General features: G+C 42.3%; 22 protein-coding genes. 2 read left to right on the top strand and 20 right to left on the bottom strand.

The genetic code is table 11. The features are described 5' to 3' along the window. Positions 1-79: 79 nt before the first annotated feature. The 10 genes from DXN33_RS02015 to DXN33_RS01970 form a co-directional block, all read right to left on the bottom strand. A complete protein-coding gene (locus DXN33_RS02015) occupies positions 80-418 on the bottom strand; it encodes a YlbF/YmcA family competence regulator (RefSeq protein WP_115904195.1) in 339 nt (112 codons plus the stop codon). Positions 419-428: 10 nt separating this feature from the next. Continuing rightward, positions 429-1,532 (bottom strand): prephenate dehydrogenase, encoded by a 1,104-nt coding sequence (locus DXN33_RS02010; protein ID WP_115904194.1) that lies wholly within the window; start codon positions 1,530-1,532, stop codon positions 429-431. Between the two features lie 9 nt (positions 1,533-1,541). Then, positions 1,542-2,708, bottom strand: a complete 1,167-nt coding sequence (gene aroC, locus DXN33_RS02005) for a chorismate synthase (protein WP_115904193.1) — start codon at positions 2,706-2,708, stop codon at positions 1,542-1,544. 9 nt (positions 2,709-2,717) lie between these two features. Next, complete coding sequence (gene aroB, locus DXN33_RS02000; RefSeq protein WP_115904192.1) at positions 2,718-3,785, bottom strand: 3-dehydroquinate synthase; 1,068 nt, start codon at positions 3,783-3,785, stop codon at positions 2,718-2,720. 18 nt (positions 3,786-3,803) lie between these two features. Next, the gene (locus DXN33_RS01995) at positions 3,804-4,658 is read right to left on the bottom strand and encodes a shikimate dehydrogenase (protein ID WP_115904191.1); all 855 of its coding nucleotides are present in this window, start codon (positions 4,656-4,658) and stop codon (positions 3,804-3,806) included. Further along, a complete protein-coding gene (gene aroD / locus DXN33_RS01990) occupies positions 4,648-5,325 on the bottom strand; it encodes a type I 3-dehydroquinate dehydratase (RefSeq protein WP_115904190.1) in 678 nt (225 codons plus the stop codon). The genes DXN33_RS01995 and aroD overlap by 11 nt, the downstream gene beginning before the upstream one ends. Beyond that, positions 5,322-6,485, bottom strand: coding sequence for a class I SAM-dependent rRNA methyltransferase (locus DXN33_RS01985; protein ID WP_181897266.1), 1,164 nt, complete (start codon positions 6,483-6,485; stop codon positions 5,322-5,324). The genes aroD and DXN33_RS01985 overlap by 4 nt, the downstream gene beginning before the upstream one ends. Positions 6,486-6,850: 365 nt before the next feature. Next, on the bottom strand, positions 6,851-7,111 hold the full coding sequence (locus DXN33_RS09875) for a hypothetical protein (RefSeq protein WP_083320527.1): 261 nt from the start codon (positions 7,109-7,111) through the stop codon (positions 6,851-6,853). A gap of 71 nt (positions 7,112-7,182) precedes the next feature. Continuing rightward, entirely contained in the window at positions 7,183-8,811 is a 1,629-nt protein-coding gene (locus DXN33_RS01975) for a hypothetical protein (RefSeq protein WP_115904189.1), read from the bottom strand. After that, positions 8,792-9,541, bottom strand: a complete 750-nt coding sequence (locus DXN33_RS01970; protein ID WP_115904188.1) for an ABC transporter ATP-binding protein — start codon at positions 9,539-9,541, stop codon at positions 8,792-8,794. The genes DXN33_RS01975 and DXN33_RS01970 overlap by 20 nt, the downstream gene beginning before the upstream one ends. A 177-nt stretch (positions 9,542-9,718) precedes the next feature. Here DXN33_RS01970 and DXN33_RS01965 point away from each other — a divergent pair, with 177 nt between their 5' ends. Next, the gene (locus DXN33_RS01965) at positions 9,719-11,173 is read left to right on the top strand and encodes an alpha-amylase (RefSeq protein WP_115904187.1); all 1,455 of its coding nucleotides are present in this window, start codon (positions 9,719-9,721) and stop codon (positions 11,171-11,173) included. A gap of 194 nt (positions 11,174-11,367) precedes the next feature. Here DXN33_RS01965 and alaS read toward each other — a convergent pair whose 3' ends face one another. From alaS to budA, 10 genes are all read right to left on the bottom strand, one after another. Next, positions 11,368-13,986, bottom strand: coding sequence for an alanine--tRNA ligase (gene alaS / locus DXN33_RS01960; protein WP_049488602.1), 2,619 nt, complete (start codon positions 13,984-13,986; stop codon positions 11,368-11,370). 20 nt (positions 13,987-14,006) lie between these two features. Next, the gene (locus tag DXN33_RS01955; protein ID WP_049488628.1) at positions 14,007-14,492 is read right to left on the bottom strand and encodes an LURP-one-related/scramblase family protein; all 486 of its coding nucleotides are present in this window, start codon (positions 14,490-14,492) and stop codon (positions 14,007-14,009) included. 274 nt (positions 14,493-14,766) lie between these two features. Further along, entirely contained in the window at positions 14,767-15,018 is a 252-nt protein-coding gene (locus tag DXN33_RS01950; protein ID WP_084862450.1) for a hypothetical protein, read from the bottom strand. A 149-nt stretch (positions 15,019-15,167) separates the two neighbouring features. Beyond that, entirely contained in the window at positions 15,168-16,238 is a 1,071-nt protein-coding gene (locus tag DXN33_RS01945) for an ABC transporter substrate-binding protein (RefSeq protein WP_115904186.1), read from the bottom strand. Continuing rightward, positions 16,235-17,008: an ABC transporter permease gene (locus tag DXN33_RS01940; protein ID WP_000712740.1), complete on the bottom strand. Its 774-nt coding sequence runs from the start codon at positions 17,006-17,008 to the stop codon at positions 16,235-16,237. Before DXN33_RS01940 ends, DXN33_RS01945 begins: the two co-directional genes overlap by 4 nt. Next, positions 17,005-17,811 (bottom strand): ABC transporter permease, encoded by an 807-nt coding sequence (locus DXN33_RS01935; protein ID WP_115904185.1) that lies wholly within the window; start codon positions 17,809-17,811, stop codon positions 17,005-17,007. The genes DXN33_RS01940 and DXN33_RS01935 overlap by 4 nt, the downstream gene beginning before the upstream one ends. Continuing rightward, positions 17,792-18,949 carry an ABC transporter ATP-binding protein gene (locus DXN33_RS01930; protein WP_042750955.1) on the bottom strand — a complete coding sequence of 386 codons (1,158 nt, stop codon included), beginning with the start codon at positions 18,947-18,949 and terminating at the stop codon, positions 17,792-17,794. The genes DXN33_RS01935 and DXN33_RS01930 overlap by 20 nt, the downstream gene beginning before the upstream one ends. A gap of 159 nt (positions 18,950-19,108) precedes the next feature. After that, on the bottom strand, positions 19,109-20,014 hold the full coding sequence (gene murB / locus DXN33_RS01925) for a UDP-N-acetylmuramate dehydrogenase (RefSeq protein WP_115904184.1): 906 nt from the start codon (positions 20,012-20,014) through the stop codon (positions 19,109-19,111). Positions 20,015-20,126: 112 nt separating this feature from the next. Next, entirely contained in the window at positions 20,127-20,879 is a 753-nt protein-coding gene (locus DXN33_RS01920; protein WP_115904183.1) for a YhfC family intramembrane metalloprotease, read from the bottom strand. A 9-nt stretch (positions 20,880-20,888) separates the two neighbouring features. Next, positions 20,889-21,620, bottom strand: a complete 732-nt coding sequence (gene budA, locus DXN33_RS01915) for an acetolactate decarboxylase (protein ID WP_000360311.1) — start codon at positions 21,618-21,620, stop codon at positions 20,889-20,891. Between the two features lie 141 nt (positions 21,621-21,761). Between budA and DXN33_RS01910 the strand changes: the two genes are divergently transcribed. Then, positions 21,762-23,033, top strand: coding sequence for a PLP-dependent aminotransferase family protein (locus DXN33_RS01910; RefSeq protein WP_070842539.1), 1,272 nt, complete (start codon positions 21,762-21,764; stop codon positions 23,031-23,033). The last annotated feature ends 36 nt before the right edge of the window (positions 23,034-23,069 follow it).

The following is a 23,069-nucleotide window of genomic DNA, read 5'->3' as shown; positions in this document are numbered from 1 at the left end:
ACTTGCAATACTTTTACTTATTTTATCATAAAAAGCCAGAAATTCCTTAAAAATTTCTGACTTTATGATAGTTATTTTCTTATTTTAGCAATTCTGAAATTGGTTCGAAAACGATTTTTTCAATGTCAGAAAGGTAAATTGCCAATTGCTGTTGCTTAGTAAAGAATTCTGACAAAAGGCTATTTCCTTGAATCTGTTTACCAAAACCTTCCATTTTCGCTTGAAAGGAAGCATCTGGCATTTGACCTGTCTGCGCTAGTCTTTGAATTTCCTCTTGGAAGGCAACATATTCTGTAAAGATTTTGCTTGCCTCAGCATCTGCTGAAATAGCATCTTTAGCTACTTTAACAGCCTTGTATTCTGGTAATTCGCGTAGACCGCGACTGAGTTCGTTTGCACTATCGTAAATATTTGACATGATTTTCTCCTTATTTGATCACGACTGTGTAGTCGGTGTTTTCTGTTATGAGGTGCTCGGCTCGTTCTAAATCTTGAGCATTTTTAAATGAAATTTGTAGGATCCCGTGAATATCTTCCCGGTTTTCCTCGTTAATATGAATATTGACCAAGGAAGTTCCACGTAGCAGTTCCAAAATCCGTAAGATGACATCTTCTTCATCGGGAACGTCAACATAGAGGTCGTAAGAACTGTCTACTCCACCACGCTTATGGATTTCCATGGCCTGACGTTGCTCACGCGCTTGGTTGAAAAAGTTCCAGATTTGCTCCTCATTTCCCTTGCTGATGGCCCGGCCAACCTCATCCAAACGTTCCTTAAAATCCTCAATCCGCTCTAGGATTGTCTCGCGATTGGACAAGAGAATGGAGGTCCACATACCTGGCTCGCTTTCTGCAATTCGAGTCATATCTCGGAAACCACCGGCCGCAAAGCGCCTTGCCATTTCATGTTCTTGAGCATAAACCGCGGTCTGTTCCATGAGACTGGAAGCCAGAATATGAGGAAAATGGCTGATCTGAGAAGTGACTCGGTCATGCTCCTTGGCATCAATCTCGATAAAGCGAGCGTGAAGACCTGAAAGCAGATCCTTCATTTCCTCAAGCGTGTCAGGACTTGTCAGGCTCGAAGGCGTGAAGATATAATAAGCATTTTCAAAAAGATTGACATCCGCAGAGGCAGCCCCTGTCTTGTGACTACCAGCCATGGGATGGGCCCCGACAAAGCGAACAGACTTACCAGCCAAATACTTTTCCGCTGCATCCACAATGGCTGACTTGGTCGAACCAGCATCTGAAATAATGACACCTTCTTTCAAGTCCAAGTTCGCCAACTCCTTAATGAAAGCAATGGTTTGTTTGATTGGCAAGCTGAGGATGATGACATCTGCCAAAGGAGCAAAACTAGCAAAATCATCCGTTGCACGGTCAATCATGCCGTCTTTCAAGGCGATATCTCTCGAAGCTTGACTACGATTATAACCTAAAATTTCATAATCTGGATGATCGCGTTTGATACCTAGGGCCATAGAGGCTCCAATCAATCCAAGACCTGCGATATAGACTGTTTTTGCCATAGGAACTCCTTAATAGTTCTTTGTATAGTCTCGGTGTTTAGCTACCGCTTCTTTTAATTCCTCTAGATTATCTGATGAGAATTTTTCAAGGATTTCTTGCGCCAAAACCGTTGCCACAACGGCTTCCATGACCACACCTGCAGCTGGAAGAGCGGTCGGATCACTTCTCTCCACAGTTGCCTTGTAGGGTTCATGGGTTTCGATATCCACACTCATAAGAGGTTTATAAAGAGTAGGAATGGGTTTCATGACGCCACGAACAACGATCGGTTGCCCGTTGGTCATACCACCTTCAAAGCCGCCAAGATTGTTAGTACGGCGAGTATAGCCGTCTTCTTTAGACCAGAGAATCTCATCCATAACTTGGCTACCTTTGCGGTAACCAGCTTCAAAGCCAAGACCAAATTCAACCCCTTTAAAGGCATTGATAGAGACAACTGCTTGGGCAAGTCTGGCATCCAATTTTCTGTCCCATTGGACATAGGAACCAAGACCAACTGGAACACCTCCAACGACTGTCTCCACAACCCCACCGATGGTATCACCGTCACGTTTGATTTGGTCAATATAATCCTTGATTTCCTGTTCTCTTTCTTGGTTGACAATAGAAACTTCAGACTGGGCAGCTCTTTCCTTAATCTCAGCGACTGTTAGATTTTCAGGAACATCGATTTCCTTGCCACCAAAGACTACGACATGGTTGGCAATCTCCATATCCAGCTCAGCCAAGAGGCGTTTGGCTACTGCCCCAACTGCCACCCGCATGGTGGTTTCACGTGCAGATGAACGCTCCAAGGAATTACGCAAATCATCAAAACGGTACTTGATCCCCCCAACCAAGTCGGCGTGACCGGGGCGAGGATGGGTGATTTTTCGTTTGCTTTTAAGTCGCTCTTCAATGTCCTCCGCAGACATGATATCCAGCCATTTCTGATGGTCCTTATTGACGACATCCATGGTGATGGGAGCCCCTGTCGTCTTCCCGTGGCGAACACCCGAAGTAAAGATAACTTGGTCACTCTCAATCTTCATACGACCACCGCGGCCGTAGCCACCCTGACGACGTTTCAAATCCTCATTAATGTCCTCTGCTGTCAAAGGAAGTCCAGCTGGAATTCCTTCAATGATAGCCGTCAGACGGGGACCGTGTGATTCTCCTGCAGTTAAATATCTCATAGGCTCTCCTTATTTTACCAAGTAGTCTTTCATCTCTTCCATAGAAACTGGGTGGATGGTTGCAGAACCGATCTCTGGTACCAAGACCAATTTCAAGGTGTTGCCACGCGCTTTCTTATCATGAGTCAAAGCCTGATAAAGCTTGTCAACATCCCAGTTTTCATAGTCAATAGGCAAGCCAAATTTCTGACACATATCTGTAATGGACTGAGTTATGCCAGCTGGCATGAGGCCTTTTTCCTCAGCAACCTTGGAAATCTGCACCATGCCCATGGCCACAGCTTCTCCATGCATGACCTTGCCATAACCGGCCGTTGCTTCAATGGCATGACCAATAGTGTGGCCAAAATTGAGGTAAAGGCGAACACCGTTGTCCAACTCATCCTCAACTACCATCTTGCGCTTGACCTGACAAGAATGTTCAATCAAGATCTCTGCATGTTCCAGAATGCTCTCAACAGAACCATCCAGCTCCGTCAAAAGAGCCCAAAGTTCTGGATCCTCAATCAAGCCATACTTGATAACTTCACCCATTCCTTCAATCAACTCTCTTTTTCCAAGCGTTTCAAGGACAAGTGGATCAATCAGAACCCCATCTGGTTGGGCAAAGGTACCCACCATATTCTTGGCAAATGGAGTGTTAACACCCGTCTTTCCGCCGATAGAAGAATCCACCTGGGCAGTCAAACTGGTCGGAATCTGAACAAAATGAATACCCCGCATATAGGTAGAGGCTACGAAACTAGCCAGATCTCCAACGACACCACCTCCGAGAGCCACGATTCCATCGCTACGAGTCAACCCCTGCTTAACTAGAAATTCATAGACTTTCTGGACAGTGGTTAAATTCTTTCTTTCTTCCCCTTCTAAAAAGTCAAAAACTGCTACCTGAAAACCAGCATCTTCTAGGCTGAGCTTGACCTTCTCTGCATAAAGAGAAGCTACATGGTTATCTGTCACAATGACTACCTTTTGTGGTTGCCAGAGTTCTCGCAACCATTGACCAGCCTGAGCCAGACAGCCTTTTTCAATCTGAATATCATAAGGATGATGAGGAATATCGATTCTGATTTTCATAGGAGAATCTCCCTTTCTTTATTGGTATTTTTCTGTTAAGGACTGCCAAATCTCTTCTGTTGGCATTTCCTTTCCTGTCCACAGTTGAAAAGCTTCTGCAGCTTGATAGAGCAACATTCCCAGACCATTGACCGCTGGATTGCCCTGACTTCTGGCCCATTTCAAAAATGGGGTTTCAAAAGGTTTGTAAATGATATCTGCTACTAAGAGAGTTTCTGGTAAGAATATGCTTTCTGGAACTGGAGAGGATTGACCATCCATCCCTACACTTGTCGCATTGACCAGCAAATCCGACTCGGCAATCCTTGCTTGCAGTTCAGGAACATCTTCTAAAGCATACAAGTTCACTTTAAAGCCTGTCTGCTCCTGTAACTTGGTCAGGTAAGGTCTTGTTTTTTCCATAGAAACTGAACGAACAAAGACAGAAATCTGACTGACACCATCCAAAATAGCCTGTGCCAAGATTGATTTAGCCGCACCACCTGCACCCAGCAGGGTCATCTTCTTACCTGAAATTGTAAAAGAAGGCAAGCTCTTAAAAAATCCCTTGCCATCTGTATTATATCCAATTAAATTGCCATTCTCATTGACAACCGTATTGACCGCACCGATCAAGCGCGCTTCGTCACTCAGCTCATCCAAATAAGGAATCACCTGCTCCTTATAGGGCATGGACAGGTTGATGCCAAACATCTGGTAGCGACGAATATTAGCCACTGTTTCTTCCAAGTCAGCCGCTTCAATCTCCCAAGCTACGTAAGCACCATTGGTAGCTGTCGCCTCAAAGGCCCTATTGTGGATAAAGGGCGAAATAGAATGCTTAATAGGATTGGCAACAACTGCAGCTAAACGTGTATAGCCATCAAGCTTCATCCAAAATCTCCCTGATTTTTTTCATGTTAGCTAGGGAAATCTGACCAGGGGCACTGGCCTCATCCAGGCTAGCAAAGGACCAGCTAGAACCCGTCACATCCGCAGTGATACGAGAGACCTTACCAACCTTGCCCATAGAAATGGTCACATATTCCTGTTCAGGATTGAGGGTTTTAAATCCTCGTGTATAGTTCATCAGGTCTAGCACATCCTGCTCCGTGTGAGCCATCACCGCGACCTTAACAAGTTTTGGATTTAAGCTCGTCAACTCTGACAAGATTTCCATCATATTTTCAGGTGTTTCTTGGAAATTGTGGTAACTCAAAACGAGATTTGGGAAGTCCAGCATTTCCTCAAAAACATCCTTATAGCTATAGTACTCAAAATCAATATAGTCTGGTTGATAGAGTTGCGCCACTTCCTTGATTAGATAGATATATTCTTCTGGAGAAAGGTCGATTTGTCCCCCTTCAGCGCGAGTTCGCAATGTGAAAACCAACTCACGGCCTGCGAATTTTTCAAAAATCGCTGGAGCTACCTGCAAAATCGCTTCTTTAGGTAGATAGTCGGCACGCCATTCAATGATGTCGGCATCCAGGTACCTCGTGGCATCCAGAGCCTGAGCCTCCTCTAAACTTCTTGGCATTACTGAAACGATTAATTTCATTTACTAACCTTCATACTAATCACCTTGAGGTAATTACTACTTTCATCTTTTTTATTATAGGCGAAATCTGCTGGAAGACTGTATTTGTTTAAAATATGGTAACTTCTTCCTGCAAAGCCTTTATCAATTTGTTCTGTAAATTTCTGGCGGGAAACATTGGCAGCATTGGTACTAGCAATGATAATCCCTCCCGGATTTAAAATCTCAAGACTCTGGGAAATCAACTTGTGATAATCCTTGGCCACAGAGAACGTTTGTTTTTTGTTCCGAGCAAAGCTAGGCGGATCTAGGACAATCACATCATAGGTCAAGTCTTTTCGTTTGGCATACTTGAAATACTCAAAAACATCCATGACTATAAAACGATGGTCGTCTGTACTGATTCCATTTGCCTGAAAATGCGCTTGAGACAATTCTCGTGAACGTTTAGCTAGGTCAACCGAAGTAGTCTGGCTTGCTCCTCCCATGGCCGCAGCCACTGAAAAGGCTGCTGTGTAGGAAAACATATTGAGCAAGGATTTACCCATAGCCAATCCATCCACTAAACTACCGCGAACTTCATGCTGGTCTAGGAAAATCCCTGTCATCAAGCCATCATTCATAAAGACTTGATAGAGGACACCATTTTCCAAAACAGTGAAGAAGTCAGGTGCTTCTTGACCATAAACATGGGCAGATTCATAGTCCAAACCCTTAAAGCGGATCTTCTCATAAGCCCCTAAAACCTCAGGAAAAACCTGTCTAAAAGCTTCTGAGATAACCTTGCGAATCTGATAAACATAAGAGTTATACCAAGAACAGACAGCATAGTCGCCATAAAGGTCCACTGTCAGACCACCAAAACCATCTCCCTCTTGGTTGAAGAGACGAAAGGCAGTTGTCAAATCATCTTGATAGTAGGCACTTCTCTTTTCTTTAGCTTGTCTAAACAGTGCTTCAAAGAAAGCTTGATTGAAGGTCACCTTGTCTTTGCTGACAAACCAGCCCAAGCCCTTGTTTTGCTGAGAAAGGTAGGCAGTACCAAGAAAGTTTCCATCTTGACTATGGACTTCTACTTCCTGATCCTTGAGATTGATATTCTCAAGATCACTCGCTTCTAGTAAAACTAGCCCCTTTGAAAGCTTTTTTTCAACCCGTTTGCTGACTCTTATTCTATTCATAGTCCCTATTATAGCAAATTTTGTGACAATTCTCAAAAAAGAAACTACCCTTGCTTTTTTACTCTAGTTTTAAAAAATGGTATACTAATACTAATAAAAACTTAGGAAGTAATTGTGTGAGAATAACAATAAAAGATGCTCTTCCATCGTGGAGGAGCATTTCTTTTATCAACAAAAATCAAATAGCAAACTAGGAAACTAGCCTCAGGTTAACTGTGAGATTGTAGGTAGAGAGGTTGTACCTGCAATATATGTCTGTCAAGTTTAGTGACGTAGATAGTATAATAAAGATGAGAAGGCATAGAGAGAAGATAAATCAGCTTCAGCAGGTATCTGGAAAATTTGATTTTATAGAGAAGGCTTTGTTACAAACTCAATATACTATCAATAAATAATATTATAGAAGCAACAATAATTATAATTTCACCTATCTGCATAATCCTATTTCGAACTCTAAATATATGTTCTATCAAAAATACTTGGATCACACACATTATAGGAATTAACGTTTTTGAAATTGAAAAATATCCAAATAAATAAACTATAAACAACAAAAATAGAACTATGTTGTATTTCTTATTCAAAACATTCCTCCCTATATATTTTTGATTACCAATCTTAATAATTTACAACTACATTCTAACAAACTATAAAAGCGTTTGTCGAATTGAATTTATCAATCAAGCGACCAACTATCTCATCTTTTTTCTATTTCTGTCAATATGCGTGACAGGTAGTAATGATAGCCAAAAATAGCAAGAGCAAGCAAGAGGATAAGAGCTCCTACTCCCAAGCTAATGGCAAGGATAGGGGAGAGAGACTGAACCAAGAATAAGCTCCCAATTACAAGGGCCATTAGGATTGCACTATATATAAACAATAAAACTATTGCGACTATACCATTTGAACGGTTCACCAAGTCCGTAATGCTACTCCAATTGGTTGACAGATTTTTAACGTCCTTAAAGTAATGGTGGCAAGAAAGGATGACACTGGCAAGGACCCATGCCACAAGAAGGTAAATCATCGAAAGAATGGGCAATCCTAAATAAAGGGAAAGACCAAGTAAAGTCAAGATAGGTAAGAGGGACTGAACTGCAAATATAATCCAAAATTTCACTTTCACATAACGAGCAAAATCAAAAGGCAAACTCTTAAGAAAATCAAAATTTTCCCTCTCCAGAGATAACCCGATTGAAGATAGACTTGTGATATTGTTATTTAAAACTGCTATAAACACTCCCACAAAAAACAAGGGCAACCAGTATTCGGCAGTTATTTCTGGAACAAGCTGTGAGTCCCTAATCTTAAATATTAAGCCTATCATAAAGAAATAAGGCAGGAAAGTACTTGTAAAAAGCACTGTTACCAAGCTAGTCCCCTGTCCCAAGAGGGAGAGGTTGTAGCGTAACACCATACGGAAAAAACCTTTTTTAGTTATGGAAATGCTTTGTTTGCTACGACGCTCTTTTCTGATTTTTTCTTCACTGTTGGTCATAACAACTTGATAAAATTGAGGAACAACCTTCTTTTTTGTTAGATAAAGTAGCAAAACAGTTGCTACTATCCAAGCAAGTAATCCAAAGATGGATTCAAGAGAAAAAGGCTCTACTGCTATTTTATAAAAGATATGAAGAGGATAAAAGAGGGTTGGGACTTCTCTAACTGTCTCTATACTAGCTCCTGAATTTGAATAGAAAACCAGTATCATAGGGAATAATAGCCCTAGACCAATCATGACATTAGATAAAAGAGACTGGTGCTTTCTGAAAAATGCTGTCTGAGCCAAAAAATGGACTGCCAAGACTATCCCTAGACCAACTGAGGCAAATAATAAAGCTAAGGACAGCAACATTAAAGGTAAGCCCAACCAAAGAGAAGGAGCTAATCGAAGATAAAGAACCAGAAAATAAGCTAAGATAGGGACAAGTCCAACTAGAGATGGCAAAAGAACAGATATTCCTTTGGCAAGCATAATTTCTGATTCCTTAAAGGCATAAGGACTATAAGAGGACAGATCCTTACTCTCATAAAAAACATTGTAAAAGGCTGTTAAACTATTAGAAAAGACAATAACTAGAAAAATAGCAACCATATTACTAAATAGACTGGGAACCTCCTCAAAAGGATAACGAAAAACTAGATTCGAAAATAAGAGGAGTAGCAACAGACTAGAAACAAGATAAGAACGCAATAATTTCCCTGACACATCAACCTTTTTATCAGGAGTTTTAGCTTGCTTCTTTCGTAGGTTAGACAGATTAGCTTCTTGAGATGAATAGAGGATATTGATATCAACTAATTTTTTAATGACCTTGAGACGCATCTGAAACCTCCTCTTTTCTACCAGCAAGGCTAAGGTAGATACTTTCCAAAGACTGGTCTGGGTGGTCTTTTCTCAAATCCTCCACGCTACCACAATAAATCAAATGCCCCTTTTTCAAAATAGCAATCCGATCACAGACTTGCTCAGCTACCTCTAGGACATGAGTTGAAAACAAGACCGTCTTCCCTTTTTGTGCATGTTCCTTCATCATTTGCTTCAAATCAAAGGCAGCCTGGGGATCCAAACCTGTCAAGGGTTCGTCCAAGACCCAAATATCAGGATCGGACAAGAGTGCTCCGATGACAAAGACTTTCTGACGCATTCCGTGAGAAAGAGTTTCAATAACCTGATAGCGATTTTCAGCAAAATCAAAAACGTTCAATAGCCTAGCTAGACTAGTCTCCAAGTCAGAGCTAGTCAGATCATAGGATGAAGCAATCAATTCCCAAAATTCATTGGCCGTTAAGCGTAAAAATAAGTCAGGCGAGTCTGCTACATAGCCAATCTTTCGTTTAATAGCTAAACGATTTTCCGATAACTCCTGACCGTCTACCAAAATACGACCACTGCTGGGTGAAATGATACTGACTAAGGATTTTATAGTGGTCGATTTTCCAGCCCCATTATGGCCAATCAAGCCCATAATCTCTCCATTTTCAATCTGCAGATTGAGATTGCTCAAGGCCTCTTTATCACCATACAACTTACTAACATTTTGAAATTCAATCATGAGAAATCTCCTCTCTTTATCTATGTAATTTACTATAATTATAGCGCTTTCATTTTAAAAATCAACATTTTATATAAAATAGTCAAAAACTTATTATTCAGTTTTACGCAAACGTTTGAGCTAACCGATACTTTATGATAGAATAAAGAACAAGATTGACAAGTAAGAGGAAACATCATGCAAAATCAAACACTCATGCAATACTTTGAATGGTATCTGCCCCACGACGGCCAGCACTGGACGCGTCTAGCTGAAGATGCTCCACACCTAGCTGATCTCGGTATCAGCCACGTCTGGATGCCACCAGCTTTCAAGGCAACCAATGAAAAAGATGTAGGTTATGGGGTCTATGACTTATTCGACCTAGGCGAGTTTAATCAAAAAGGAACTGTCCGCACCAAGTATGGTTTTAAAGAAGACTATCTTCAAGCCATTCAAGCCCTAAAAGCACAGGGAATTCAACCTATGGCCGATGTGGTGCTCAATCACAAGGCTGCTGCTGATCATATGGAAGCCTTTCAGGTTATTGAAGTGGATCCTGTAGACCGTACAGTTGAACTTGGGGAACCCTTCACCATCAATGGCTGGACTAGCTTTACCTTCGATGGTCGCCAAGATACCTACAATGACTTCCACTGGCACTGGTACCACTTCACCGGTACAGACTATGATGCCAAACGCCGAAAGTCTGGGATTTATCTCATCCAAGGGGACAACAAGGGTTGGGCAAATGAGGAATTGGTCGATAACGAAAATGGTAATTACGACTATCTCATGTATGCTGACCTAGACTTTAAACATCCTGAAGTCATCCAAAATATCTATGACTGGGCTGACTGGTTCATGGAAACCACTGGTGTAGCTGGTTTTCGTTTGGATGCTGTCAAACATATCGATTCTTTCTTTATGGGCAATTTCATCCGCGATATGAAGGAAAAATACGGTGAGGATTTCTATGTTTTTGGTGAATTTTGGAATCCTGACAAGGAAGCCAATCTAGACTACCTTGAAAAAACGGAAGAACGATTCGACCTTGTCGATGTTCGTCTCCACCAGAATCTCTTTGAAGCCAGTCAAGCTGGCGCAGACTATGACCTTCGTGGCATTTTCACAGATAGCTTGGTTGAACTCAAACCTGACAAGGCGGTGACTTTTGTCGACAATCATGATACCCAACGAGGTCAGGCTCTTGAATCGACTGTTGAAGAGTGGTTCAAACCAGCAGCCTATGCCCTCATTCTGTTACGCCAAGATGGCCTTCCATGTGTCTTTTATGGAGATTACTATGGGATTTCAGGGCAGTATGCTCAAGAAGATTTCAAAGAAGTCCTTGACCGCCTCCTAGCCATCCGAAAAGACTTGGCCTATGGAGAACAAAAAGACTACTTTGACCATGCTAACTGTATCGGTTGGGTACGTTCAGGTGCTGAAAACCAATCCCCAATCGCAGTCTTGATTTCAAATGACCAAGAAAAGAGCAAGTCAATGTTTGTCGGCCAAGAGTGGGCTAACCAAACCTTTGTAGATCTACTTGAAAACCACCAAGGTCAAGTTACAATCGATGAGGAAGGTTATGGACAATTCCCAGTTTCAGCTAGATCCGTAAGTGTCTGGGCATCCAATACTATCTAATAGCTTATAAGCATCAAGCCAGATCCAATCGGATTTGGCTTTTTTGTGTATGCAAAAAGATCTACCCAAATGGATAGATCTTTACTTATACTCTTCGAAAATCTCTTCAAACCACGTCAACGTCGCCTTGCCGTACTCAAGTACAGCCTGCGGCTAGTTTCCTAGTTTGCTCTTTGATTTTCATTGAGTATTAATTACAATTTACCTGCTACTGCATCCAACAATTCTTGGATTTTAGCTTGGTTGCTTCCTCCTGCCATGGCCATGTCTGGTTTTCCACCACCACGTCCATCAACGATTGGTGCTAATTCTTTGACAAGGTTTCCTGCATGAAGGTCTTTTGTCTTGCTTGCTACAAGGACATTGACTTTGTCACCGATAGCAGCAACAAGGACAAGAAGATCAGAGTAGTCTTTTTGTTTCCAGTTATCTGCAAAAGTACGAAGGGCACCAGCATCCGATACAGATACTTGGCTAGCGATATAACGATGACCGTTTGCTTCCTTAACGTCCTTGAAGATATCGCCTGCGGCTGCAGCTGCGGCTTTTTCTTTCAATTCAGCATTTTCTTTTTGAAGTTGACGAAGTTGTTCTTGAAGACCTTCTACCTTGTGAGGGACTTCCTTGACTTGCGGTGCTTTCAAGGTTGCTGCGACAGCTTTAAGAGCATCTTCTTGTTCACGGTAGGCTTCAAAGGCTTCCTTACCAGTTACTGCCAAGATACGGCGAGTTCCTGAACCAATACCTTCTTCTTTGACAATCTTGAAGAGACCAATCTCAGAAGTGTTGCCAACGTGGGTACCACCACAAAGCTCGATAGAGTAGTCACCAATTGTCACGACACGAACTTCCTTGCCGTATTTCTCACCAAAGAGGGCCATGGCTCCCATTTCCTTAGCAGTGTCAATATCCGTTTCAACTGTCTTAACGTCAAGGGCTTCCCAGATTTTCTCGTTGACTTGCTGTTCAATCGCACGCAAATCTTCAGCAGTCACAGCTTGGAAATGCGTAAAGTCAAAGCGTAGGAATTCTACTTCATTAAGAGATCCTGCTTGTGTTGCGTGGTTTCCAAGGATGTTATGAAGGGCAGCGTGAAGCAAGTGAGTCGCAGTGTGGTTTTTCATAACACGGTGACGACGATTGCTATCAATTGCCAAGGTATATTCTTGGTTCAAGGCAAGCGGTGCAAGGACTTCAACCGTATGAAGAGCTTGTCCGTTTGGAGCTTTTTGAACATTGGTCACAGTGGCTACGACCTTACCTGACCCATCCAAGATTTGTCCATGGTCAGCTACCTGTCCACCCATTTCAGCGTAGAATGGAGTTTCCGCAAAGATAAGTGAGGCAGTTCCTTCTGAAACAGCTTCTACTTCTGCATTGTCAGCCACGATCGCTACTAATTTAGAAGATAATTGTGATGCTTCATAGTTAAAGCGACTTTCCACAGTGATGTTTTGAAGGGTTTCATTTTGCATCCCCATTGAACCACCCTTGACAGCAGATGCACGCGCACGTTCTTGCTGTTCTTTCATGGCTGCTTCAAAACCTTCACGGTCGACAGTCATACCAGCTTCTTCAGCGATTTCTTCAGTCAATTCAACTGGGAATCCATAAGTGTCATAAAGTTTAAATACATCTGAACCAGCGATAACAGATTGACCTTTTTCTTTCAAGTCAGCTACGATGCCTTGGGCAAAATGTTGACCTGAGTGAAGAGTACGAGCAAATGACTCTTCTTCGCTCTTAACGATTTTTTCGATAAAGTCACGTTTTTCAAGCACTTCTGGATAGTAGCTTTCCATGATTTTCCCAACAGTTGGAACCAGTTTGTAAAGGAAAGGCTCGTTGATACCCAATTTTTGACCGTGCATAGAAGCACGACGGAGCAAACGACGAAGAACATAACCACGACCTTCATTTCCTGGAAGGGCACCATCACCAATGGCAAATGAAAGAGAACGGATGTGGTCAGCGATGACTTTGAAGCTCATGTTGTCGCCATCTTGGTCGTAAACCTTACCAGACAATTTCTCAACTTCACGAATGATTGGCATGAAGAGGTCAGTTTCAAAGTTTGTCTTAGCCCCTTGAATAACTGCCACCAAACGCTCCAAACCAGCGCCCGTATCAATGTTCTTGTGTGGCAATTCCTTGTACTCGCTACGAGGAACAGCAGGATCCGCGTTAAATTGTGACAAAACGATGTTCCAGATTTCGATATAACGGTCGTTTTCAATATCTTCTGCAAGAAGGCGAAGACCGATATTTTCTGGGTCAAAAGCTTCTCCACGGTCAAAGAAAATCTCTGTATCAGGTCCAGAAGGCCCAGCACCGATTTCCCAGAAGTTGTCCTCAATAGGAATCAAGTGACTTGGATCCACTCCCACTTCAATCCAACGGTTGTAAGAATCTTTATCGTCTGGATAGTAGGTCATGTACAGTTTTTCAGCTGGGAAGTCAAACCACTCAGGGCTTGTCAAAAGCTCATAAGCCCAAGTGATAGCCTCATCACGGAAGTAATCCCCAATAGAGAAATTCCCCAACATTTCAAACATGGTATGGTGACGTGCTGTCTTCCCTACGTTTTCGATGTCGTTAGTACGAATCGCTTTTTGGGCATTAGTAATACGTGGATTTTCAGGGATAATGGTTCCATCAAAGTATTTCTTAAGGGTTGCTACCCCAGAGTTGATCCACAAAAGAGTTGGATCATTTACAGGAACCAAACTCACTGATGGTTCTACTGAGTGACCTTTAGTCGCCCAGAAGTCAAGCCACATTTGGCGTACTTGTGCACTAGATAGTTGTTTCATATTGTCTCCTTATTGCTTGTTTAATTTGATTGACTTTCCAGCATTTCCACATAGTCAATAGCGACACAGAGGGAAATGACTAGATCTGCATAAGCGTCCTCCAGAACCGTTACGGTATAGGTAGAGGTCAGATGAAAGAGTTCTTTCCTGATTTCCGCAATCAACTGATCACGATCATCCAGTAGTTTGAAATTCAAATCCCAGATATTGCCCTCGATACGAAGCCCCAGATTATCAAACTCATACTTATCTCGCCAGAAGGTCAACTTCTTACGAATTACAAAACTCGATCCATCCTGAAGCTGAATCTCAAAACGAGGAAGTAGAGTCCAAATCTCTTTACTAATCTCACTGACTTGGTTACCAAATGCATCATAGATAGTAAAGGTTTTGGGAATTTTAAAAAATGATCCCTCTACCTGATAGGCGATTTCTCCCCTGTCATCCTTGATAGCAAAGCGCTCGCCTCCAAGACGAAACTTTTGTTTGACAAGAAATGTTTTCATCAACACATCCAAAAAATCAAAAGACAAGTTCATATCACGAAGGGCGAAAAACCGCGGTACCACCTTCATTCAATGAACTTGTCATTCTCTTATTCTTATGCAATTGTATGATTGAGTAGCATGACTTCCTAGCTTAGATGGCTCGCAGCACCGCCATTTCTCTGGACTAAGACAACTGAAAATCAATTCTCAACTTTCTTATTATATCGTTTTTTTAAGCTTGCGTCAACTGGAAATGATCCCCATTTAAATAACCCATTCCCTACATCTCTTCTTACTTTTTCAGGATATATTTTTTCTTACTGCTATCACTCTTTTTATCCCAACTTTTATCCCACATTTTCGAATTGCTAAAAATAGCTACGAAAATATTCCAAAATATAAAGTTTCCTATCACCAAATATATGGAATCAGTTGTTAGGTATTGTCGATCCAAACCATCCTTTAGATAGAATAGTATATATGTTTGGTTAAAAATCATTAATGTTGGCCAATAACTTTTTTTGAAAAAAGTAGACATTTTCATTATTTGTTACCGCTTTCTGTAAGGTTAAACTTAGTATACTACTAGACAGGCAAATAAGCAACTATCATAGAAAAAGATACCGTTATAAAAATTTCCTTTTACATAAAAAAACGAACCAGCTGACTGATTCGTTTTCATCCGTTTAGCTCCTACTTCCTATACATTTTAAACTGTAGGAAGAGGTCGCTATATTTTCCTGTCCATTTATGGTCAAATTTCTCATAAACTTCTAGGTGTTTCATGGTTTCAGCATCTGGATAGAATGCTTTGTCTTCTTTTTTCTCCTCTGGGAGCAGTTCCTTAGCTGGTAGGTTTGGTGTTGAATAGCCGACATACTCTGCATTTTTGAGAGCATTTTCGGGTTTCAACATAAAGTTGATAAATGCATAGGCTGCGTCTTGGTTTTTGACTGTTTTGGGAATGACCATATTGTCAAACCAAAGGTTGCTGGCCTCTGTCGGTACCACATAGCGTAGATTTTCATTTTTTTCTAGCATTTGGCTGGCTTCACCAGAGAAGGTCACGCCGATAGCAGCATTGTTCTGAATCATGTAACCCTTCATCTCGTCCGCCACGATGGCCTTAATATTTGGAGTCAATTTGTAGAGTTTGTCTACTGTCTCTTCCAACTGCTGTGAATCCTTGGAGTTGAGGCTGTAACCAAGCGAGTTAAGCCCGAGTCCCAATACCTCACGCGCCCCATCAAAGAGCATGATAGAGTTCTTATACTCTGGTTTCCAAAGGTCATCCCAATGCTCAGGCGCCTCATCTACCATTGTTTCATTGTAGACAATTCCCAAGGTTCCCCAGAAGTAAGGGATGGAGAATTTATTGCCTGGGTCAAAGGACTGGTTGAGGAACTCTGGTCCGATATTTTCAAGACCTTCAAGTTTTGAATAGTCAAGCGGTACCAAGAGGTTTTCGTCCTTCATCTTGTTGATCATATATTCACTTGGGATAGCAATATCATAAGTCGTTCCACCCTGCTTGATCTTGGTATACATGGCTTCGTTGGAGTCAAAGGTCTCGTACTGTACTTGGATTCCTGTTTCTTCTGTGAATTTCTCCAAGAGTTCTGGATCGATATAGTCACCCCAGTTGTAGATAACCAGTTTTTGACTATCTCGGCTATTGATTTTACTATCTAAATGCGTCGCAATTCCCCACAAGACCAGGATGATGGCTGCAATTCCTGCTAAAAATGAATAGAGTTTTTTCATGCTTGCTCCTCCTTCTCACGTGAGATAAAGTAATATCCAACAACTAGGATAATACTAAAGAGAAAGACAAGGGCAGACAGGGCATTGATTTCAAGCGAAATCCCTTTACGAGCACGAGAGTAAATTTCGACTGACAGGGTTGAAAAGCCATTTCCCGTTACGAAGAAGGTCACGGCAAAGTCATCCAGCGAATAGGTGAAGGCCATGAAGTAACCTGCAATAATAGACGGTGTCAGGTAAGGAAGCATGATTTCCTTAAACATCTGAAATTGACTGGCACCAAGGTCATAGGCCGCATGAATCATGTCACCGTTCATTTCCTTGAGTCGAGGCAAGACCATCAAGACCACGATAGGAATGGAAAAGGCTACGTGACTAGATAAAACGGTCAAAAAGCCAAGTGAAAACTTGAGTTGGGTAAAGAGAATCAAGAAGCTGGCACCAATCATAACATCAGGCGCAACCATGAGGATATTATTAAGTGAAAGAAAGGCTTCTTGGTATTTCTTACGAGACTGATAAATGTAAATAGCACCGAAAGTCCCAATAATGGTCGCAATCAAGGCTGACAGAAAGGCCAAGAAAAAGGTCTGGGTCACAATTAACATAAGGCGACCATCGCCAAACATGGTTTTAAAATGACTCAAACTAAAGCCTGTAAAGCTATTCATGTCGTTACCTGCATTGAAGGCATAGCCAATCAAGTAAAAAATCGGCAGGTAGAGGACAAGAAAGACCAGTCCCAGATAAAGGTTGGCAAATTTTTTCATCGTTCTCTCCTTTCCTTGGTCACCCACATGGTGATGAACATAGTCAGGATAAGAATCACACCGATGGTTGAACCCATACCGTAGTTATCATTGGTTAGGAAGTTCTGCTCAATAGCTGTCCCCAAGGTGATAACGCGGTTCCCACCGATCAAACGTGTCAGCATGAAGAGACTCAAGCTTGGGATAAAGACAGACTGCACCCCACTTCTCACTCCATTCATCGATAGAGGGAAGATGACATGACGGAAGGTCTCCCACTTGGTCGCACCTAGGTCATAGCTGGCATTAATAAGATTGTTATCCATATCGTCCAAGACATTGAAAATCGGCAAAATCATAAAGGGAAGCTCGATGTAGCTTGCGACAAAGATAAAGGAGAAATCGGTAAAGAGCAACTGTTGTGAACCAATTCCGATGAATTCCAAGAATTGGTTAATAGAGCCATTTTGACCAAAAATTCCGATAAAGGCATAGGCCTTGAGGAGCAAATTGATCCAGGTTGGCAGGATAATCAGCATAAGCCAGAGTTGACGGTGCTTGAGACGAGTCAAAAAGAGGGCTGTCGGATAGCTGATAAGAAGCGTCACCAGTGTCACAATCCCTGCATAGAGTACTGAGTTGAAACTCATTTTTAGGTAGGTCAAGTTTTGTGACGTAAAGTAGGACTTATAATTTTCTAAACTGAATTGGCCTTCAATGTTGAAAAAGGATTGACCGAAAATCAAGACCAAGGGTGCCAGAACAAAGAGGGCAATCCAGAGCATGTAGGGCACTACAAAGAGTTTAGAGCTTGTTTTCTTCATCTCTTTCCTCCTCGATTGCATTGATCAGACCTGCTTCTTGCTCTTCGATTTCCACGTATTCTTCGATACGGGCATCGAACTCTTCTTCGGTTTCGTTGAGACGCATGATGTGGATGTCTTCCGGTTCAAAGTCCAGACCGATTTCCTCACCCACGATGGCCTTACGAGTCGAGTGGATCATCCATTCATTCCCAAGTTCGTCATAGGCGATAATTTCATAGTGAACCCCACGGAAGAGCTGGGTATCCACCTTAACTTGGAGCTTGCCTTCTTCAGGAAGGGTAATCCGCAAGTCCTCTGGACGAATCACGACCTCAACAGGTTCATTTGGCTTCATCCCACCATCGACCGCTTCAAAGCGTTTGCCGTTGAACTCAACCAAGTAGTCCTCAATCATGATTCCTGGCAAGATATTTGACTCACCGATAAAGGTGGCAACAAAGTGATTGATCGGCTCATCGTAGATATCCACAGGTGTTCCAGACTGGACAATCTCGCCATCATTCATAACGAAAATCCAGTCACTCATAGCCAGGGCTTCTTCCTGATCGTGAGTGACAAAGACAAAGGTAATGCCCAATCGTTGTTGCAGTTCACGCAGTTCGTACTGCATATCTGTTCGTAATTTTAAGTCCAACGCTGACAAAGGCTCGTCCAACAAAACCACACGGGGTTGGTTGATAATGGCACGGGCAATAGCCACACGCTGACGTTGTCCTCCAGAGAGTTTACGAATGGAACGTTTTTCGTAACCTTCCAACTGAACCATCTTGAGAACTTCCGCTACGCGTTTCTCGATTTCTTTCTTGTCAATTTTACGCAAGCGAAGCGGAAAGGCAACATTTTCAAACACATTCATATGTGGAAACAAGGCATAGGATTGGAAGACCGTATGGACGTCTCGCTTGTTGGTTGGGATGTCGTTGATGCGGACACCGTCCAGCAAAATATCTCCTGTCGTCGCATCCAGTAAACCTGCAATGATGTTAAGGATAGTTGATTTCCCTGATCCAGATGCGCCTAAAAGAGTGTAGAATTTCCCTTCTTCCAACTCAAAGTTGATATCTTTGAGAACCTTGGTGTTGCTGTCTTCAAAAACCTTTGAGACGTTTTTGAATTCAATAATTGGTTTTTTCAATTGTCATTTATTCCTTCTTTTTCATAGATTAACAGATCAGGGCTCTGTCAGGCCGCTACTACCTCGTGTAGGAGATTGAACTGCCTACATTCTTCTGCACTAACGATAGGCTTTCACCCCCTTTCCATGATATAGTAGCAGCTTTTCAACTACAGCTTCCTACTTGCTTTCACCTAAAATACGGACTTCTCTCTCAAGAGTAACGCCAGAGTGCTCCTTGACTTTTTCGATCACAGACTCGATCAAGTCCTCGTAGTCTTTAGCCGTTCCGTCTGCGACATTGATCATAAAACCTGCGTGTTTTTCTGAGACTTCTACTCCACCAATACGATAGCCTTTCAAGCCAGCTTCAGAAATTAACTGACCTGCAAAATGACCTACTGGACGCTTAAAGACCGAACCACAAGATGGGTATTCTAAAGGTTGCTTGAGTTCACGTAGATGCGTCAAGCGATCCATTTCTTGCTTGATAACCTGATGGCTTCCTGGAGCAAGGGCAAATTTAGCTGACAAGACAACTGCACCAGACTCTTGAATGGCTGAATGGCGGTAACCAAAAGCCAAATCCTTGACAGACAGGGTCTCGATTTCTCCATCCTTGGTCAAAACCTTACAAGACTGCAAGATGTGGGCAATCTCGCCACCATAGGCACCCGCATTCATAAAGACAGCACCACCGACGCTCCCTGGAATGCCACAAGCAAACTCAAAGCCAGTCAAACTATGACGAAGGGCAATGCGAGTTGTCTCAATCAAGTTAGCACCAGCTTCTGCTTCAATAGTATAGCCATCAACAGAAACATTATTGAGCTTGTCACACAAGATGACAAATCCACGAATTCCACCATCACGAACGATGATATTGCTGGCATTTCCAAGAACCATCCAAGGGATGTCTTCTTGATTGGCAAATTTAACAACGCGCGCCAACTCAAAACGATTTCGTGGAAAGACCAAATAATCGGCCTCTCCACCTACTTTTGTATAACTATAGCTATGCAAGGGTTCCTTGAAACGGATATCAATCCCTTCTAAGATTTCAAGCATTTTTTCTTTTACTGACATGACACTCTTCCTTTTACAAAATTCATTCCATTATACCATTTTTAAGACCATTTGACGACCCTAAAAAAATCTTGGGCTTATTTTAAACAAAAAAGAGGTTTCCCCCTTTTTCTTATGATTTTTTGCAAAAGACTGCCTTTGTTCCATAGGCAAGCAGAACAAGTTCAAGTGCTAGGACAACTTCAACCAAGACTGGATTGGTTAACCAGCCAACTTGGGCAAGAGATGGTGCCAAGTCAAAGAAGGCATGTAGTCCATAGGCTGCTAGGAGATAAATCCATTTCTTCTGGCGAACAGCTTGGTAAACCCAAACAGTCAAGAGTAATTGGAAACCTAGCGCCAAGATTCTCTCAAAACCAAGCAAATAAATCTGCCAGGCTGATAGCGACTGAATAGTTTTCAACATATTTTCAGACAGCAATTGCATGACCTGTGGATTCTGAGTTTGAACTGCTGAGAGAACGATGTAGAGATTAATCAAACTAGTAAGACCTAGGAAAATCAACTCCAAGCCACCATGCCCCAAGCCATAAGCCAAGGCATCTGCCTTTTCCAAACTTCTCTTTTTCTCCAACCATTTGAAGAAAATAAGACGAGCAGTTTCCTCAAAAAATGCTGCCATGGCTAAGCCATAGATGATATAGACAAGTGGATGGTCTTGCAAGAGGGCAATACTACCGTCTTTTTGAGGATGTAAAACCAAGATATGCACCAGTTTTTCTAAAATCTGCGAAGAAACAAAGAAGACAACAGCCCCCAAGCCCAAGACAGCTAGATTGATCTGGTATTTCTTTTTGGCATACCAAATGCTCCCTATCAAGAAAGCCAGCAACAGCACCATGGTAATGATAATATGAATGGTCATTTTCTTCTCCTATTCCGCCTTTTCAATATCTTTTTTCATCTCGTCAACATTGAACTTAGCAAACAAGTATTGACGATCTTGGACCGGGAAACGTTGATCCAACTGATCAACTGCTCCCACCTCGATAATACCTTCCTTGATGACAAAGTCCATGACATGCCCACCGAAGGTCAAATCATCTGAAATGAAGTGCAGATGGTAGCCTGCCACACTGACCCCATGGAAAATCTCAGGAGTCCAGAAACCAACGATGGTGCCCGCCACATTGTCACGACTATATTCCGGTTGATGGGTTGCGACATCAGCAAACTTGGTATCTGGTGTCGACTTGGGAATCATGCGCACATGCATATGTGAAAATTCCCCCCGAATCTTGATAGAGCGGAAAAGATTTTCCCCATCATAATAAGACTCGATTCGCTCTTCCAATTCCTTGTCTGTCATCTCAAAGCGCTGGCGGAAAATGACCTCTGCCTGGTGCGGTACTACTGCTGCATAAGGAATAAGGGCATCTGGTGACACTTCTACAATTTCCGGTTGCTCTCCTGAACCTTTGGCTTGATAAGCCTTGCCATCTAAGACAATCAATTCCCCATCAATGGAATCCAAGGTTCCCAAACCAAGGTCTCCATGCTCTAGTAATTCTCCTACTGTCATAGTACCACCATAAAGGCCGGCCATCAAGGCTCCAAGGGTATTGTATTGAAATAATTTCACTGGTTCCTGCACGTTCTTATCCATTCTCTTTCTTATCTGTTATTCTATAAATGTTACTCCTAAGTATACCACATTTGCCCCTAGATGTGAAAGAGAGAAACACCCTAGACATTGCCAAGAAGGAAAAAAAAGGGTACAATGTAACAAAATCAAGGGAGGTCTGGAATGAAGAAACAAAGCAAGTACCAAGAGGTCATAGCTTATCTGAAAAATAGTATCGAGTCTGGACGCTTTCCAACGGGAAGTCGCCTGCCTTCTATCCGTCAACTGAGCCTTGACTTTCACTGTAGCAAGGATACCATTCAACGAGCCCTACTGGAATTACGACACGAACAATACCTCTATGCCAAGCCCCAGAGTGGCTACTATGTCCTAGAACAAGGGCAACATCAAGATCTAGAAATCGAGGTTACGGACGAACATGCCAGCGCCTATGACGATTTCCGACTCTGTGTCAATGAAACCTTAATTGGCCGAGAAAACTACCTCTTCAACTACTATGACAACCAAGAAGGTTTAGAAGACTTAAGACAATCCATTCATAAACTGCTCTTTGACCAAGCCCTCTACTGCAAGGCTGATCAACTTGTACTGACTTCTGGAACCCAGCAAGCCTTGTTTATCCTTTCTCAAATATCCTTTCCTAGCCAAGCCAAGGCAATCTTGGTGGAACAGCCGACCTACCATCGGATGAATCGTCTCTTGATTGCTCAAGGTCTGGACTATCAAACGATTGAACGAGGCATTGATGGGATTGACTTGGAGGAACTGGAAGGCCACTTCAAAACAGGAAAAATTAAGTTTTTCTATACCATTCCTCGCTTCCACTATCCTCTGGGGCATTCCTATTCTGAGCAGGACAAACGAGCTATTCTTGACTTAGCTGCCAAGTATGGTGTCTATATCGTAGAGGACGACTATTTGGGGGATTTGGACTCCAAGAAGGGCCAGACCTTCCACTATCTAGATACAGAGGAGCGCGTCATTTATATCAAGTCCTTCTCAACCAGCCTCTTTCCAGCCCTGCGGATTACGGCACTCATTCTGCCAAATGCTATCAAAGAAGCCTTTGTGGCCTACAAAAATATCCTAGACTACGACAGCAACCTCATCATGCAAAAGGCCTTATCACTCTATATTGACAGTCAATTATTTGAGAAAAATCGTCTGGCTCGCTTGTCCAATCAGGAAACTTACCAAAAACAAATCGAGGAAATCTTAACTAAAACACCTTGTCCCCTTCCTCACTTTCCGCTTCATGATGGTTTATTGCTAGACCTCAGACAGTATCCTAAAATCGCCAGCCTAAAACACAGTCAGCTGAAATTGGACTTCTTTGAGGAGGCTTACTTGGATGCCTGCCCTTATCAATTTGCCAAGGTATCCTTAGAAAATCTGGAAAAGGTTTTAAACTATTTAAAAGCAGAATTGGATTGACTTCCAACTCTGCTTTTTTCTTATACTCTTCGAAAA

Source organism: Streptococcus sp. NM, assembly GCF_003390135.1.
Taxonomy (GTDB): domain Bacteria; phylum Bacillota; class Bacilli; order Lactobacillales; family Streptococcaceae; genus Streptococcus.
This window is presented reverse-complemented; position numbering and strand designations above follow the sequence as displayed.